Genomic DNA, 13573 nt, shown 5'->3' on the forward strand with positions numbered 1-13573 from the left:
CCGCCGCCGCCAAGACGGCCGCGACGGAGCCGGCCGAGGCCCCCGAGGCCGAGGTCAAGCCCCGCCGCACCCGGAAGACCGCCGCCGCCAAGGCCGCCGAGACGGCCGAGGTCACGGAGGCCGCCGAGGCCAAGCCGCGTCGCACCCGCAAGACCGCCGCCGCCAAGGCCGTCGCGTCGGACATCCCGGCGCAGGCGACCGAGGAGCCGGAGGTCAAGCCGCGCCGCCGTACCCGCAAGGTCGCGGCCGTGGAGCCCACCGAGGCGTAAGCAGCACCCGATGAGGCCCGGCTCCCTGTGACAGGGGGCCGGGCCTCACCGCTGTCAGTACTGCGTCTGCAGGTGCTCCCAGAAGCCGTCCCGCAGGGACCGGCGCAGGTCGGCCTGGCCGCGCAGGGAGTACTGGAGCAGCCCCTCCGCCTCCACCAGGAGGTCCTGGTCGACCGAGCCGGGCAGGTACGGGTGGCCGGGCAGAAGCTCCATCAGGCTGTCCCGGCCCCGCGAGACCAGCCACTTCGCCGCGATCTGGGCGCCGACGAAGCGCACGTCCTCACGGGTGGGCCGGTTGCCCGTGGCCTCGTAGGCGGCGGCCGTGCGGCGGGAGACGTACGGCTTGCAGAACTCCAGGTCGAAGGTGCGCTGGCTGTCGACCTCCCACAGCAGCGGCTCGGCCTGGTTGCGGCCCTCGGGCGCCTCGATGCCCCACAGGTGGACCCGCGCCCCGTACCCCTGCGCCGCCTCGACCGCCGACACGAGGTCCTCGTCGCCGCCGAGGAGTGCCGCGTCGCTGATGGCGCGGTGGCGGGCGAGGGACTCCAGGTCGGTGCGGATCAGGGAGTCGACGCCCTTCTGCTGGTTGTGGGCGTTGAGGTTGCCGAGGCGGACCTTGACGTCGGGCAGCTCGGCGATCGACTGCTGCTCGGCGGTGTGGATGCGGCGACGGGCGCCGTCGTACCAGTACACGCGCAGCAGGCGGCTGTCGGCGAAGATCGAACGGGCCTTGTCGATGAGCGCGTCGATCAGACCCTCGGCGTCCAGGTCGAAGGCGCGGCGGTCCTCGGTGCCGGCCACCAGTCGGCCGGCGCCGCGTAGAGATAGCCCGCGTCCACGAAGATCGCGTGGGTGGAGGGTTTTCGCCACCTCGACGAGCATGCGTTGAAGCAGTTCGTTGGTGTGGTCGATGCGGGCACCCAGAGCCGCCAGGTCTTCGTTCATCGAGTCCATTGTCCCGGCCGTCACGCTGCGAACACAACCGGTCCCCGTCAGTCCCGTCGCGAAGTCTTTTTACCGGACAGTAATTAGCCCGTGAAAAAATTTCCTTAGCGTAGGGAATGTTTGCGGTGGGCCGTTCGTTGTCTAGACATGTGACACCGCGACAACACGTCGCACACCAGTAGTTCTCCTCTGGAGGATGACCAGACGAAGGGAGAAGCCTTCATGCGCTTCGAAATCAGGCGACTCGACGAGGTCGACGGCTCGACCGTGGACAGCACCGTCGTGGACGCCGCCTCCGTCAACCGGATCGTGCAGCAGGCGGCCGCCATCGGCCAGCGCCTGTGGATCCGCCCCGCAGAAGGCTGCCCGGCCTCGTAGGGCGCACGACACACTCAAGCCTTCCGGGGAAGCCGAGGCCGAGTCTCAGCTTCCCCGGATCACCTGAGTGACCCCGTTGATGATCTGCTGCACGGCGATCGCGGAGAGCATCATGCCCGCGAGCCGTGTCACCAGGACGACACCGCCGTCCTTGATGACCTTGATGACCAGCAACGAGTAACGCATCACCAGCCACAGCACGACATGGATGGCGAGGATCGCCGCCCACACCGAGACCTGCGTGGCGACACTTCCGGCCTTCTGTACGGCCAGGATCACCGAGACGATCGCGCCGGGCCCGGCGAGCAGCGGCATGCCCAGCGGCACCAGGGCGACATTGACGTCCTTGGTCTGCTTGGGCTCGTCGGTCTTGCCGGTGAGCAGATCGAGTGCGATCAGGAGGAGCAGCAGTCCGCCCGCGATCATCAGCGCCGGGACCGAGACGTGCAGATAGTTCAGGATCTGGTGGCCGAGGACGCCGAAGACGGCGATGACCCCGCCCGCCACGCAGACGGCCTGGAAGGCCATCCGCTTCTGGACCTTGGCGGGCCGCCCCGCGGTGAGGGCGAGGAAGATCGGGGTGATCCCCGGCGGGTCCATGATGACGAAGAGGGTCAGGAACAGGGAGCCGAAGACGGCGAGGTCGAACATCGTGTGCCTTGCATGACGGAGCCACCGCCTGACGGCGCCCTGAGCCCCGTCAGGGGCAGGAAGCGGGCGCGCACGGCGGACGTGCGGGTGATCGGGTGGGGGAAAGCGGAAGGGTGGCGCCGGGCTCAGGCCCCGCCGGTCCCCGGTACGGGGAACGCGCCGGTCGCCCGGCGGATGATCTCGCCGTAGACCTCGGGATCGGTGGTGTTCTCGCCGAGCGCGACGGTCTTGCGGGTGCCGTGGTAGTCCGAGGAACCGGTGACCAGCAGGTCCAGGTCCTTCGCCAGGCCGCGCAGGCGGGTCCGGGTGGCCTGGTCGTGCTCGCTGTGGTCGGCTTCGAGTCCGTCGAGTCCGGCGGCGGCCATCGCGGCGATCGCCTCCGGCGACACCGTGCGGCCTCGCTTGGCGGCGGCCGGGTGGGCGAGGACGGCCACGCCGCCCGCGCCCTTCACCAGCCGGATCGCCTCCAGCGGATCGGTCTCGTGCTTGTCGACGTAGGCCCGCCCGCCGTCGGCCAGCCACTCGGGTGTGAACGCGTCGCTCACGGTCGGGACGACACCCAGCTCGACCAGTGCGGACGCGAGGTGCGGCCGGCCCACCGTGCCCCCGGCGGCGATCCGCTCGACCTGCTCCCGGCTGACCGGTACGCCGAGCGCGTTCAGCTTGGCGATCATCGCGTGGGCGCGCGGCACCCGGTCGTCCCGGACCAGCTCGCGCTCGGCGAGCAGGGCGGGCTCCTCGGGGTCGAAGAGGTAGGCCAGCAGGTGCAGGGAGACGCCGTCGATCCGGCAGGAGAGCTCGGCGCCGGTGACGAGGGTGAACCCCTCGGGCAATCCGGTCAGGGCGGCCAGGGCCTCGGCGTATCCACGGGTGGTGTCGTGGTCGGTCAGCGCGACCACGTCCAGTCCGGCGCCGGCGGCCGCGCGCATCAGCTCGGCCGGGGTGTCCGTGCCGTCGGAGGCCGTGGAGTGGCAGTGCAGGTCGATGCGCACGGCTGCTCCAGACGGCTCGCGGGGACGGTGAGGACACCTAAGGATAGCCGCGCTCACGGCATGCCCTGTCACCCCTGCTCCCCGGAGGCGCCCCCTACAGGTCGGGCCGCATCAGCCGGGGCGAGAGTGCCCCGCAGGGCACCAGGTCCACCTCGGGGCCCGCGTCCCTGAGGTCGGTCAGCACCAGCTCGTCGTACATCAGCAGGCCGGACTGCGCGGGCCAGGTGACCGCCCACAGCCAGACGCCGAGCGCCTCGCCGGCGAAGACGGCGCGGTCGTCCGGGACACCGTCGACGTGCCACAGCGGGGTGGGACGGCCGGTCGCCAGCACCTTGGCCTGCGGCGGCTTCTCCACGTCCAGGTAGGGGCCGGGGTCGGGGCCGTCGAGGCCCGCGTACCGCGCGCCGAGGCCGACGCCCAGTTCCTCGGCGACGAGGATCAGCTCGCCCGGACCGCCGAGCGGGCTGGGTCCCGAGCAGGCCACCACGGTGGCCCGGCCGCCGCCGGGGGCGTCGCCCGCGTACGCGACGCCGGTGAACAGCCAGCCGACCGGCAGCGGCCACGGCATCCACAGCGGGACGCGGGTGCGCTGCACCACGGCGGTGAGGGCCTCGACGCTGGGCGGGATCACGGGCTGCAGCGGGTACACCACGCCGTGCGTGTCGCACTGCCACGTGTCGGCGAAGAGACCGGGAGCCCGGACCCGGCCACCACACCTCGGGCAACTGGGTTCGCCCCTCATAGAGCCCCACGGTCCTACCCCGGCCGCCGCACGTCAAGGACGATCACCCGTACGGCCCCGCCCCGATTCCGGAGTCCGGCCAACTCCGCACTTCCATACGGCACTTGGTGAGCTTGCTCACTCCGGCCTCACTCGGGCGACGGCCCCAGCGGCACCGAAGCGCGGTTCGGGTCGCGCAGATCCGTGCCGTGGCTGAGCCACCGCTCCTGCAGCGCCCCAGCCCCGTGCACCCGCTTCCACGCCGCCTCGTTCGGTGTCATCGGCAGCAGCGGCAGGAAGCGCACCGGGTCCAGCGGCGCGTCCAGCTCCAGGTCCTCCACCAGCCCGCCCGGCTCCCCCACCAGTACCGAGGTGAAGGGCGCGCCGGGCCACAGCGGTTCCCCCACGTCCAGCGAGGCACCGGGTGTCACGATCACACCCTCGACCTGCGGGGACGCGGCGAGCACGGCGAGCGGGCGGAGTACGGGACCGGTGTCGGTGATGCCCGCGCGGACGGAGAGGACCAGCTCGGCACGCGGCCCCTCAATGGGGTCGACGACCATGGCCGTGGGGTCGCTCATGGGGTGCGCCGACATGCCCAGCGTGGCGTAGCGGACCACGTCCCCCTCCTGGAAGCGCAGCACCTCGATGCGGTCGGCGCCGAGGAAGGTGACCGAGGCACGCGCGTCCGGTTCACCGAGCGCCGAGTTCAGCCGTGCCTCGACCAGAGGAAGAACATCAACCATGCGGTGAGCATAGATCTCGTCAGCGGCAGGCAAAGCTGCGCCTTGACACGATGGGCTGCTGCTACGCTGAGCCGGTGGTTCGGGGCCGCGTGCACATGCTCGCCGTCGAGTCCCCGACGCCGATGAGACTCCCTTACGAGGGACCGGCCGGAGGAGGTGGGGCTGTCATGGATCGAAGTCGACCGTGCAGTACCACTCGTTCTTCCGGCTGTTGATGTCATTCCTGGCCGACCGCCACCTTTTCGTTCGCTTCGCCGTCCGGAAGAGCACTTCGTTTCGCTTTGCCTGATCTGCCTGATCTCACTCAGTCCTGCATCAGTAGCGAAGTCGCCACCGCGACGGTGCGGTGCTCCCCGCTTTGTGGACGTGCCAAACGTATGCAGTCCGAACGTCCCCATTCCGGGTAGTTCCACCCGTCGCAGGCGCACTTTCGTTGCCCGCCCGCGAAGGAGCCTGCCATGTCGATGATCCGCGACCTGCGAGCCGTGGTCCGACCGTCCGCCCGCCCGGTCACGCCCAAGGAGGCGGCCGCTCCCTTCGAGCCCGACACCACCACGTCCTCGGCCGTGGTCGACTGCGCCGTCTACCGCGACGGCGCCCGGGTGGAGAGCGGACGCACCCTCAGCCCGCAGGAGGCGATGCGCGAGGCGCGCCGGGACGGCGGCTTCGTCTGGATCGGTCTGCACGAGCCGACCGAGGCCGAGTTCGCCGGCATCGCGAGCGCCTTCGGACTCCACCCGCTGGCCGTGGAGGACGCGGTCCAGGCCCACCAGCGCCCGAAGCTGGAGCGGTACGACGACTCCCTGTTCACCGTGTTCAAGACGGTCCACTACGTGGAGCACGACCAGCTCACCGCCAACAGCGAGGTCATCGACACCGGTGAGGTCATGTGCTTCACCGGCCGGGACTTCTTCATCACCGTCCGGCACGGCGGTCAGGGCTCGCTGCGGGCGTTGCGCCACCGGCTCCAGGAGGACCCCGAGCTGCTCGCCAAGGGCCCCTCGGCGGTGCTGCACGCCATCGCCGACCATGTGGTGGACGGCTACATCGCGGTCGCGGACTCGGTGCAGGACGACATCGACGAGGTGGAGACGGAGGTCTTCTCCCCCGGCCGCAACGGCGGTGTCTCGCGCGGTGTCGACTCGGCCCGGATCTACCAGCTCAAGCGTGAGGTACTGGAGTTCAAGCGCGCGGTCGCCCCGCTGCAGCGCCCGATGCAGTTGCTGAGCGAGCGGCCGATGCGGCTGGTCGACCCGGACATCCAGAAGTACTTCCGTGACGTCGCCGACCACGTAGCCCGGGTGCACGAGCAGGTCATGGGCTTCGACGAGCTGCTGAACTCGATCCTCCAGGCCAACCTGGCGCAGGCGTCCGTCGCGCAGAACGAGGACATGCGCAAGATCACCGCCTGGGCCGCGATCATCGCCGTGCCCACCATGGTGTGCGGGGTCTACGGCATGAACTTCAAGTACATGCCCGAGCTGCACTGGAAGTACGGCTACCCGGTGATCATGAGCGTCACGGTCGCCCTGTGTCTGGGCATCCACCGCACGCTGAAGCGCAACGGCTGGCTCTGAGCGCCGCTGGATAGGCTGGGCGCATGACCACCGAGCCGCCCGCACAGGCCCTTTTCGACCAGGCCCTCATCGAGGAGGCCACCAAGAAGTCCGGCCTGATCTGGGTCCGGGGCGCCGGGGCGCCCGCCGCGCGCCCGCTCTGGCACGTCTGGCACGAGGGCGCGGCCGTGCTGGTCGGTGACGGCGCGGGCGAGCAGCCGCTGCCCGGTCTCACCGACGGCGGTGCGGCCGAGGTGGCGGTGCGCAGCAAGGACAAGGGTGGCCGGCTCGTCACCTGGCGGGCCACCGCGCACCGGCTGGACCCGGCCTCGCCCGAATGGGAGGCGGCCGTGGCGGAGTTGAAGGGCAAGCGGCTCAACGCGCCCGGCGCCGAGGACATCCCGGCCCGCTGGGCCCGCGACTGCACGGTGCTGCGCCTGGTCCCCACCGGGGCGGTGGAGCCTCGGCCCACCGGCAGCCTGGCCGAGCCCCCGCTGCCCACCCCGGCCACCACCCGCGTCCCGGCACCGGCAGCGCTGCCCAGGCTGCTGGGCGGGCGGCGCAAGCGGGGCTAGACCAACACGCTTCAGGAGCCGGGCAGTTGGCCGCCGTAGTCGACCGTATCGGACTTGGCGGGCTCGGCGGCGGGGAAGTCCTTGCCCCACTCGGAGAAGGTGAGCGTGCCGGCCCCGCCGCCGCGCACCAGCCGCAGCGGGTAGGGCTTGCCCTCCAGGGAGACGTCGAGGGTGCCGCCGGGGCCGCCGTCGCCGGTGACCCGGATCGTGCGGGTGCCCGCCTGGGTGTGGTGGCCGGCCGTGGCGAGCTTGCCGTGCAGGGTGAGCAGGGCGGGCAGCAGCACGTCCTTCTCGGTGAAGCCGCTGAACTTCCGGTACGCCGGGTCCTTCTGGGGGACCTTCACGTACTTGCCGTCCAGCTTGCCCGCGGCGGAGGTGTCACCGCCGTGGTTCCAGAAGGCGGCGTCGGCCTTCACGTACAGCTCGTCGCCGACGCGCAGCAGTTGGAAGGTGGAGCCCTTGGAGGTCACCGAGCCGCTGCCGCCGCCGGACTTCAGCCGCATGTCCAGTTTGAAGGCGACCCCGCCGGTGACGACGGTCCCGGCCAGGTGCACCGCCGGTGCCGCGTCGGCCGCCGCCCGGCTCTGTGTCTGGATCTTCCGCGCGGGCAGCCGGCCCACCCCGTTGGTCCCGGCGTCCGGGTCCTCCTCGCCGCATCCCGTCAGCATCGTCAGCGCCGACACGGCCAGCACGCACAGCGCGGCCACCCGCGCGGTTCTCCGGATGCCTGCCTGGGGAATCGCAGTCACAGGTGGGGCTGCCTCTCTGCCGGTGCCGAATGGGCGTACGGCAGCGTACCGGGGGCACGCGCCCCGAGCGGAGCCCGTCCGTCCGGACCCCCCACCGGGGCGTTTCCGATCGGTACGGGCTAGCCTGAAGCGCACAAGCGTGGCCATATCAGAGCGAATCCGAACCAATTCTCTCCGCGTCCCGAGCACGGCAAAGGAAGCACAGATGGCAGCCGGCGTCCCCCGGATCTTCGTGTCGCACCTCGCCGGGGTCCCCGTCTTCGACCCGGCGGGCGACCAGGTCGGCCGGGTCCGCGACATCGTCGTCATGCTGCGCGTCGGCCGCCGTCCGCCCCGCGTGCTCGGGCTGGTCGTGGAGCTGTCCACCCGGCGCCGCATCTTCCTGCCGATGACCCGCGTGACCGGCATCGACTCCGGCCAGGTCATCTCCACCGGTGTGGTCAACGTCCGCCGCTTCGAGCAGCGGCCCACCGAGCGCCTGGTCTTCGGCGAGCTGCTGGACCGCCGGGTGAAGCTGGTGGAGACCGACGAGGAGGTCACCGTCCTCGACCTCTCCGTGCAGCAGCTGCCCGCCCGCCGCGAATGGGAGGTGGACCGGGTCTTCGTCCGCAAGGGGAAGAAGGGCGGCGCCTTCCGCCGGGCCAGGGGAGAGACGCTGACCGTGGAGTGGTCGGCCGTCACCGGGTTCTCCCTGGAGGAACACGGGCAGGGCGCGGAGAACCTGCTCGCCACCTTCGAGCAGTTGCGCCCCGCCGACCTCGCCAACGTCCTGCACCACCTCTCCCCCAAGCGGCGCGCGGAGGTGGCCGCCGCCCTGGACGACGACCGGCTCGCCGACGTGCTGGAGGAGCTGCCGGAGGACGACCAGATCGAGATCCTCGGCAAGCTGAAGGAGGAGCGCGCCGCCGACGTCCTGGAGGCCATGGACCCCGACGACGCCGCCGACCTGCTGGGCGAGCTGCCGGAGGACGACAAGGAGCGCCTGCTCAGCCTGATGGAGCCCGAGGACGCTGCCGACATGCGGCGCCTGATGTCGTACGAGGAGCACACCGCGGGCGGGCTGATGACCACCGAACCGATCGTGCTGCGTCCGGACGCCACGGTCGCCGACGCGCTCGCCCGGGTCCGCAACCCCGACCTCTCCCCCGCGCTCGCCGCCCAGGTGTACGTCTGCCGCCCGCCGGACGAGACGCCGACCGGCAAGTACCTGGGCACCGTGCACTTCCAGCGGCTGCTGCGCGACCCCCCGTACACCCTGGTCAGCTCGCTGCTCGACGACGACCTGCTGCCGCTCGCCCCCGCCGCCACGCTTCCCGTCATCGCCGGGTTCTTCGCCACGTACGACATGGTCGCCGCCCCCGTGGTGGACGAGTCGGGTTCGCTGCTGGGCGCGGTGACCGTGGACGACGTCCTGGACCACATGCTCCCCGAGGACTGGCGCGAAACGGAGTTCCACCTGGACGAGCTGCCGGAGACCGGCGCCGGGCGCGAAGCGGGTGCGCATGGCTGAGCGCGAGGGGGGCCGCGAGGGCCGCGACCGTGTCCTCGCGGGGGCCACGGCGTCCCGTCCGCGCGTGCCACGCCTGGACCAGCCGCGCCCGCCGCGCCGCAGGGTGCTGCCGGAGTGGGACCCGGAGGCGTTCGGCCGGCTGTCGGAGAAGATCGCCCGGTTCCTGGGCACCGGACGCTTCATCGTCTGGATGACGGTCGTCATCATCGTCTGGGTGGTGTGGAACATCGCCGCGCCGGACGTGGTGCGGTTCGACTCCTACCCGTTCATCTTCCTGACCCTGATGCTCTCCCTCCAGGCGTCCTACGCGGCCCCGCTGATCCTGCTCGCGCAGAACCGGCAGGACGACCGCGACCGGGTCAACCTGGAGCAGGACCGCAAGCAGAACGAGCGGTCCATCGCGGACACCGAGTACCTGACCCGCGAGATCGCCGCCCTGCGCGCGGGCCTCGGCGAGGTCGCCACCCGCGACTGGATCAGGTCCGAGCTGCAGGATCTCGTACGCGAACTGGAGACGGAACGGACAGGCCGCCCCGCCTGGCGTGACGCAGACGACCGCTGAGGCACTACCCGTCGGCCCCCACGGGCGCCGTACCATCGTCCTATGGCTACGGAAGACGCGGTGCGCGAGGCGCTGTCGACGGTGAACGACCCCGAGATCAACCGACCCATCACCGAACTCGGGATGGTCAAATCGGTGGAGATCGGCGCGGACGGAGCGGTCGCGGTCACGGTGTACCTGACGGTCTCCGGCTGCCCCATGCGCGAGACGATCACCCAGCGGGTGACCGACGCGGTCTCCCTCGTCGAGGGCGTCACCCGGGTGGACGTCACGCTGGACGTGATGAGCGACGAGCAGCGCAAGGAGCTGGCCAGCGCACTGCGCGGCGGGCAGGCCGAGCGCGAGGTCCCCTTCGCCAAGCCCGGCAGCCTCACCCGCGTCTACGCGGTCGCCTCCGGCAAGGGCGGCGTCGGCAAGTCCTCGGTGACGGTGAACCTGGCGGCCGCGCTGGCCGCCGACGGGCTGAAGGTCGGCGTGGTGGACGCCGACATCTACGGGCACAGCGTGCCGCGCATGCTGGGCGCGGACGGCAAGCCCACCCAGGTCGAGAACATGATCATGCCGCCGTCGGCGAACGGCGTGAAGGTCATCTCCATCGGCATGTTCACCCCGGGCAACGCCCCGGTCGTCTGGCGCGGCCCGATGCTGCACCGGGCGCTCCAGCAGTTCCTGGCGGACGTGTACTGGGGCGACCTGGACGTGCTGCTGCTGGACCTGCCGCCGGGCACCGGTGACATCGCCATCTCGGTGGCCCAGTTGGTGCCGAACGCGGAGATCCTGGTCGTCACCACCCCGCAGCAGGCCGCGGCCGAGGTCGCCGAGCGCGCGGGCTCCATCGCGGTGCAGACCCACCAGAAGATCGTCGGTGTGGTCGAGAACATGTCCGGGCTGCCCTGCCCGCACTGTGACGAGATGGTGGACATCTTCGGCACCGGCGGCGGCCAGCTCGTCGCGGACGGTCTGACCCGCACCACGGGCGCGACCGTGCCGGTGCTCGGCAGCATCCCGATCGACGTGCGGCTGCGCGAGGGCGGCGACGAGGGCAAGCCGGTCGTGCTGACCGACCCCGACTCCCCGGCCGGCTCGGCCCTGCGTGCCATCGCGGGCAAGCTGGGCGGCCGTCAGCGCGGTCTGTCGGGGCTGTCGCTGGGCATCACCCCGCGCAACAAGTTCTGAGCCCGGACACGACGGGAGGGGGCGCCGGCGGCTTTCGCCGGCGCCCCCTCCCGTGTGTTCTCAGGCGTAGGCGCCGATGTCCTTGACGACGGCGAAGCCGAGCCCGTAGGCGCTCATCCCCCGGCCGTACGCGCCGATGTGGACGCCCGCCTCGGTGGCGCCGGCGAGCACCCAGCCGAACTCCGACTCCCGGTAGTGGAAGGGCGTGGCCACGCCGTCCACCGGGAGGGAGAGCTTCGCCCACTCCGAGCCGTCGAGGTCGTCGGCCAGCGCCCACGCGGTCTCGGTCTGCTGGTCCAGCCAGTCGTCGCGCAGGGTGTGGTCCATCTGGCCGGGCCAGGTGACCGACAGCAGGCCCACCCCGGCCAGCCAGGCGGCCGAGGAGACCGAGGTGGCCTCCAGCAGCCCGGTGCCGTCCGCGCTGCGGCGGGAGGGGTTCGCCGGCACGGTGACCACGACGGCGAACTTCTCCCGCGGCTCGTCCGAGGAGTTCGCGCTGTGCTCGTTGCGTACGGAGGGCTCGTCGCCGTGCCCGATCGAACCGTGCTCCACCGCGCCGTCGGCGGCCAGGCCGACCTGGAGCAGCCAGCGGTGCCCCGTGAACGCCTCGTCGAGGCCGTACCAGGGGAAGGGCGCGCGCAGATAGCCGTCGACCGTCCGGCCGCCGAGGTGGCCGCGCCGGCCACTCTCGGTGGCCGGCGTCTGCGCGCTTACCCGACTTGTGGTCTCCATCTGCCCGGACGCCTCCTCGTTCTCGTCGGACCGGGGCAAGGGCCCGCCCCCCTTCGGGCGTACGCGTCCGGTCCGCACAACAACTCGGCAGCATATCCACACCGCTGAGGGCTGCCCGGAATGCGACGGGCGCATGGGGCTCCGGGGGCGGCCGAACGCGGGATGTCCCGCTGGTACACACGACGAAACCCGCCCGGTGAGGCGGGTTCGTGGCGTGTCGTGATCTGTTCGGGCGGCGCGGGGCCGACCGGGTGAAGTCGTCCCCGGCGTCAGGTGGCGTCGGCGTCGAAGGGCGGGCGGTCGTCCTTCGGGGCCTCGGGCTTCTTCGTCATGTCGACGCGGCCGCCGGACGCGGCGGAGGTGGGGGCCGAGGAGGTCGGGCCGGGCAGCGCGGAGGCGGTGTCGTGGCCGTTCACGGAGTCCGTCAGCTCGGCCATCTCGCGCTTCAGGTCGAAGGTGCTGCGGATGTCCTTGAGGCCCAGCTCGTCGTTGTCGAGCTGCTTGCGCAGGAACGCCTTGGGGTTGAGGTCCTCGAACTCGAAGTCCTTGAACTCCGGGCCCAGCTCGCTGCGGATGTCGTTCTTGGCGTTGTCCGAGAACTCCCGGATCTTCCGGAGCGTGCGCGTGACGTCCTGGATGAACTTGGGGAGCTTGTCCGGACCGAAGACGAGCACGGCGAGGACGATGAGCGTGACCAGCTCAAGCGGCCCTATGTCATTGAACACCTGAAAGCTCCTTGCGTGTCCTCGGTCGCCCCACGGTACCCGGCGCACCCGCCGGACCGGTACCGCCCCGAGGTGAGACTTGCGTCAGTTCCGGCCGGATGCGCCCAGACGCAGCGTGACGGTGTGCTCGGCGCCGGGGCTTCCCACGGTCAGGCGGAGACGGTCGCCGGGGCGGTGGGCGCGGATCTTGACGATCAGCTCCTCACCCGAGTGGACGGGGTGTCCGTCCACCCCGGTGATCAGGTCGCCGGGCTTCAGTCCGGCCCGGTCGCCCGGTCCGCCCTTCAGCACGGCGGGACCGCTCGCACCGCCCTCGGTGTCGATACGGGCGCCGTCCCCGGCGTAGTCCATGTCGAGGGTCACGCCGATCACCGGGTGGGTGGCCTGGCCGGTGTTGATGAGTTCCTCGGCGACCCGGCGGGCCTGGTTGGCCGGGATGGCGAAGCCGAGGCCGATCGAGCCGGAGCGGCTCTCGGTGGAGTCGGAGTCCCGGTCGGCGGAGCGGATGGCGGAGTTGACGCCGATCACGCGGGCGTGGGCGTCGAGGAGGGGGCCGCCGGAGTTGCCGGGGTTGATCGGGGCGTCGGTCTGGAGCGCGTCGACATAGCTGACGCCGCTGCCGTCGCCCTTCTCGCCGCCCGCCGTGATGGGGCGGTCCTTGGCGCTGACGATGCCGGAGGTGACGGTGTTGGCCAGGTCGAAGGGGGCGCCGATCGCGACGACCGGGTCGCCCACGCGTACGGCGTCGGAGTCGCCGAGGGTCAGCGGGGTGAGCCCCCGTACGCCCTTCACCCGGACGACGGCCAGGTCGTACCCGCTGTCCCGCCCGACGACCTCCGCCTCGGCGGTGTCGCCGCTGCTGAAGGTCACGGTGATGTCCCCACCGCCGGACGCGGGCGCCACGACGTGATTGTTGGTGAGGATGTGCCCCCGCCCGTCCAGCACGAACCCGGTCCCGGTCCCGCCCTCTTCCCCGCCCCGCACATGCAGCGTGACGACGCCGGGCAGCGCCCGCGCGGCTATCCCCGCCACGCTGTCCCGCTCCCTTCCGTCCGGCACAGCCCCGGCCCGCGGCAGCCGCACGGTGGTCGTCCCCTCCCGCTCGACCCAGGCCCCGAGGAACCCGCCGATGCCGGCGGCGAGCAGCGTGACGCCGAGGAAGACCCCGAGGACCTTCTTCCATCCGGGCCACTGCCGCTGCCCGTCGGTCGCGGGGGCGCCGGGGTGCTGGAGGGGGGCGGGGTTCCAGGGGTCGTAGCGGGGGGTTCGGGGGTCCTGCTGGGGTG

Annotated in this window: 14 protein-coding genes and 2 pseudogenes; 7 read left to right on the top strand and 9 right to left on the bottom strand. The window is 71.6% G+C overall.

What is annotated here, in order from left to right:
* A pseudogene (locus tag GT030_RS30875) lies at positions 1 to 269 on the top strand (DEAD/DEAH box helicase); the annotation flags it as partial.
* 54 nt (positions 270 to 323) lie between these two features.
* Here the strand turns inward: GT030_RS30875 and GT030_RS30880 are convergent.
* A pseudogene (locus GT030_RS30880) lies at positions 324 to 1214 on the bottom strand (NYN domain-containing protein).
* Positions 1215 to 1436: 222 nt separating this feature from the next.
* Between GT030_RS30880 and GT030_RS35945 the strand changes: the two are divergent.
* A complete protein-coding gene (locus GT030_RS35945) occupies positions 1437 to 1592 on the top strand; it encodes a hypothetical protein (protein ID WP_202460772.1) in 156 nt (51 codons plus the stop codon).
* A 45-nt stretch (positions 1593 to 1637) separates the two neighbouring features.
* Here GT030_RS35945 and GT030_RS30885 read toward each other — a convergent pair whose 3' ends face one another.
* The 4 genes from GT030_RS30885 to GT030_RS30900 all read right to left on the bottom strand — a co-directional run bounded on the left by GT030_RS30885 (position 1638) and on the right by GT030_RS30900 (position 4702).
* Positions 1638 to 2243 (bottom strand): MarC family protein, encoded by a 606-nt coding sequence (locus GT030_RS30885; RefSeq protein WP_030807254.1) that lies wholly within the window; start codon positions 2241 to 2243, stop codon positions 1638 to 1640.
* Between the two features lie 125 nt (positions 2244 to 2368).
* Positions 2369 to 3235, bottom strand: coding sequence for a PHP domain-containing protein (locus GT030_RS30890; protein WP_161203912.1), 867 nt, complete (start codon positions 3233 to 3235; stop codon positions 2369 to 2371).
* A 94-nt stretch (positions 3236 to 3329) separates the two neighbouring features.
* Positions 3330 to 3977, bottom strand: coding sequence for a DUF6758 family protein (locus tag GT030_RS30895; RefSeq protein ID WP_161203913.1), 648 nt, complete (start codon positions 3975 to 3977; stop codon positions 3330 to 3332).
* Positions 3978 to 4105: 128 nt separating this feature from the next.
* Positions 4106 to 4702: a suppressor of fused domain protein gene (locus GT030_RS30900; protein WP_161203914.1), complete on the bottom strand. Its 597-nt coding sequence runs from the start codon at positions 4700 to 4702 to the stop codon at positions 4106 to 4108.
* Between the two features lie 458 nt (positions 4703 to 5160).
* Between GT030_RS30900 and GT030_RS30905 the strand changes: the two genes are divergently transcribed.
* Together GT030_RS30905 and GT030_RS30910 are read left to right on the top strand one after the other, a co-directional pair.
* The gene (locus tag GT030_RS30905) at positions 5161 to 6279 is read left to right on the top strand and encodes a magnesium and cobalt transport protein CorA (RefSeq protein WP_161203915.1); all 1119 of its coding nucleotides are present in this window, start codon (positions 5161 to 5163) and stop codon (positions 6277 to 6279) included.
* 23 nt (positions 6280 to 6302) lie between these two features.
* Entirely contained in the window at positions 6303 to 6833 is a 531-nt protein-coding gene (locus GT030_RS30910; RefSeq protein WP_161203916.1) for a hypothetical protein, read from the top strand.
* 11 nt (positions 6834 to 6844) lie between these two features.
* Here the strand turns inward: GT030_RS30910 and GT030_RS30915 are convergent, their stop codons facing one another.
* Positions 6845 to 7582: a hypothetical protein gene (locus tag GT030_RS30915; protein WP_161203917.1), complete on the bottom strand. Its 738-nt coding sequence runs from the start codon at positions 7580 to 7582 to the stop codon at positions 6845 to 6847.
* Between the two features lie 205 nt (positions 7583 to 7787).
* On the opposite strand from GT030_RS30915, the gene GT030_RS30920 reads away from it, so the two are divergent.
* From GT030_RS30920 to GT030_RS30930, 3 genes are read left to right on the top strand one after another with little or no spacing between them, the layout of a single operon-like run.
* Positions 7788 to 9092 carry a CBS domain-containing protein gene (locus tag GT030_RS30920; RefSeq protein WP_161203918.1) on the top strand — a complete coding sequence of 435 codons (1305 nt, stop codon included), beginning with the start codon at positions 7788 to 7790 and terminating at the stop codon, positions 9090 to 9092.
* Entirely contained in the window at positions 9085 to 9654 is a 570-nt protein-coding gene (locus GT030_RS30925) for a DUF1003 domain-containing protein (protein ID WP_161203919.1), read from the top strand. Before GT030_RS30920 ends, GT030_RS30925 begins: the two co-directional genes overlap by 8 nt.
* A gap of 42 nt (positions 9655 to 9696) precedes the next feature.
* Entirely contained in the window at positions 9697 to 10830 is a 1134-nt protein-coding gene (locus GT030_RS30930) for an Mrp/NBP35 family ATP-binding protein (protein WP_161203920.1), read from the top strand.
* Positions 10831 to 10890: 60 nt separating this feature from the next.
* Here the strand turns inward: GT030_RS30930 and GT030_RS30935 are convergent, their stop codons facing one another.
* From GT030_RS30935 to GT030_RS30945, 3 genes are all read right to left on the bottom strand, one after another.
* Entirely contained in the window at positions 10891 to 11562 is a 672-nt protein-coding gene (locus tag GT030_RS30935) for a hypothetical protein (RefSeq protein WP_161203923.1), read from the bottom strand.
* Between the two features lie 269 nt (positions 11563 to 11831).
* Positions 11832 to 12287, bottom strand: a complete 456-nt coding sequence (locus GT030_RS30940; RefSeq protein ID WP_161203921.1) for a sec-independent translocase — start codon at positions 12285 to 12287, stop codon at positions 11832 to 11834.
* Between the two features lie 84 nt (positions 12288 to 12371).
* The coding region (locus tag GT030_RS30945; protein ID WP_161203922.1) for a trypsin-like peptidase domain-containing protein at positions 12372 to 13573 on the bottom strand (1202 nt) is incomplete at its 5' end.

Origin of the sequence: Streptomyces sp. SID1328, assembly GCF_009865595.1 — a bacterium.
GTDB classification, from domain to species: Bacteria; Actinomycetota; Actinomycetes; order Streptomycetales; family Streptomycetaceae; genus Streptomyces; species Streptomyces griseoluteus.

Coding starts and splice junctions, on each gene's coding strand:
- GT030_RS35945 (WP_202460772.1), top strand. CDS start 1,437: ATGCGCTTCGAAATCAGGCGACTCGACGAGGTCGACGGCTCGACCGTG.
- GT030_RS30885 (WP_030807254.1), bottom strand. CDS start 2,243: ATGTTCGACCTCGCCGTCTTCGGCTCCCTGTTCCTGACCCTCTTCGTC.
- GT030_RS30895 (WP_161203913.1), bottom strand. CDS start 3,977: ATGAGGGGCGAACCCAGTTGCCCGAGGTGTGGTGGCCGGGTCCGGGCT.
- GT030_RS30900 (WP_161203914.1), bottom strand. CDS start 4,702: ATGGTTGATGTTCTTCCTCTGGTCGAGGCACGGCTGAACTCGGCGCTC.
- GT030_RS30905 (WP_161203915.1), top strand. CDS start 5,161: ATGTCGATGATCCGCGACCTGCGAGCCGTGGTCCGACCGTCCGCCCGC.
- GT030_RS30910 (WP_161203916.1), top strand. CDS start 6,303: ATGACCACCGAGCCGCCCGCACAGGCCCTTTTCGACCAGGCCCTCATC.
- GT030_RS30920 (WP_161203918.1), top strand. CDS start 7,788: ATGGCAGCCGGCGTCCCCCGGATCTTCGTGTCGCACCTCGCCGGGGTC.
- GT030_RS30925 (WP_161203919.1), top strand. CDS start 9,085: ATGGCTGAGCGCGAGGGGGGCCGCGAGGGCCGCGACCGTGTCCTCGCG.
- GT030_RS30930 (WP_161203920.1), top strand. CDS start 9,697: ATGGCTACGGAAGACGCGGTGCGCGAGGCGCTGTCGACGGTGAACGAC.
- GT030_RS30935 (WP_161203923.1), bottom strand. CDS start 11,562: ATGGAGACCACAAGTCGGGTAAGCGCGCAGACGCCGGCCACCGAGAGT.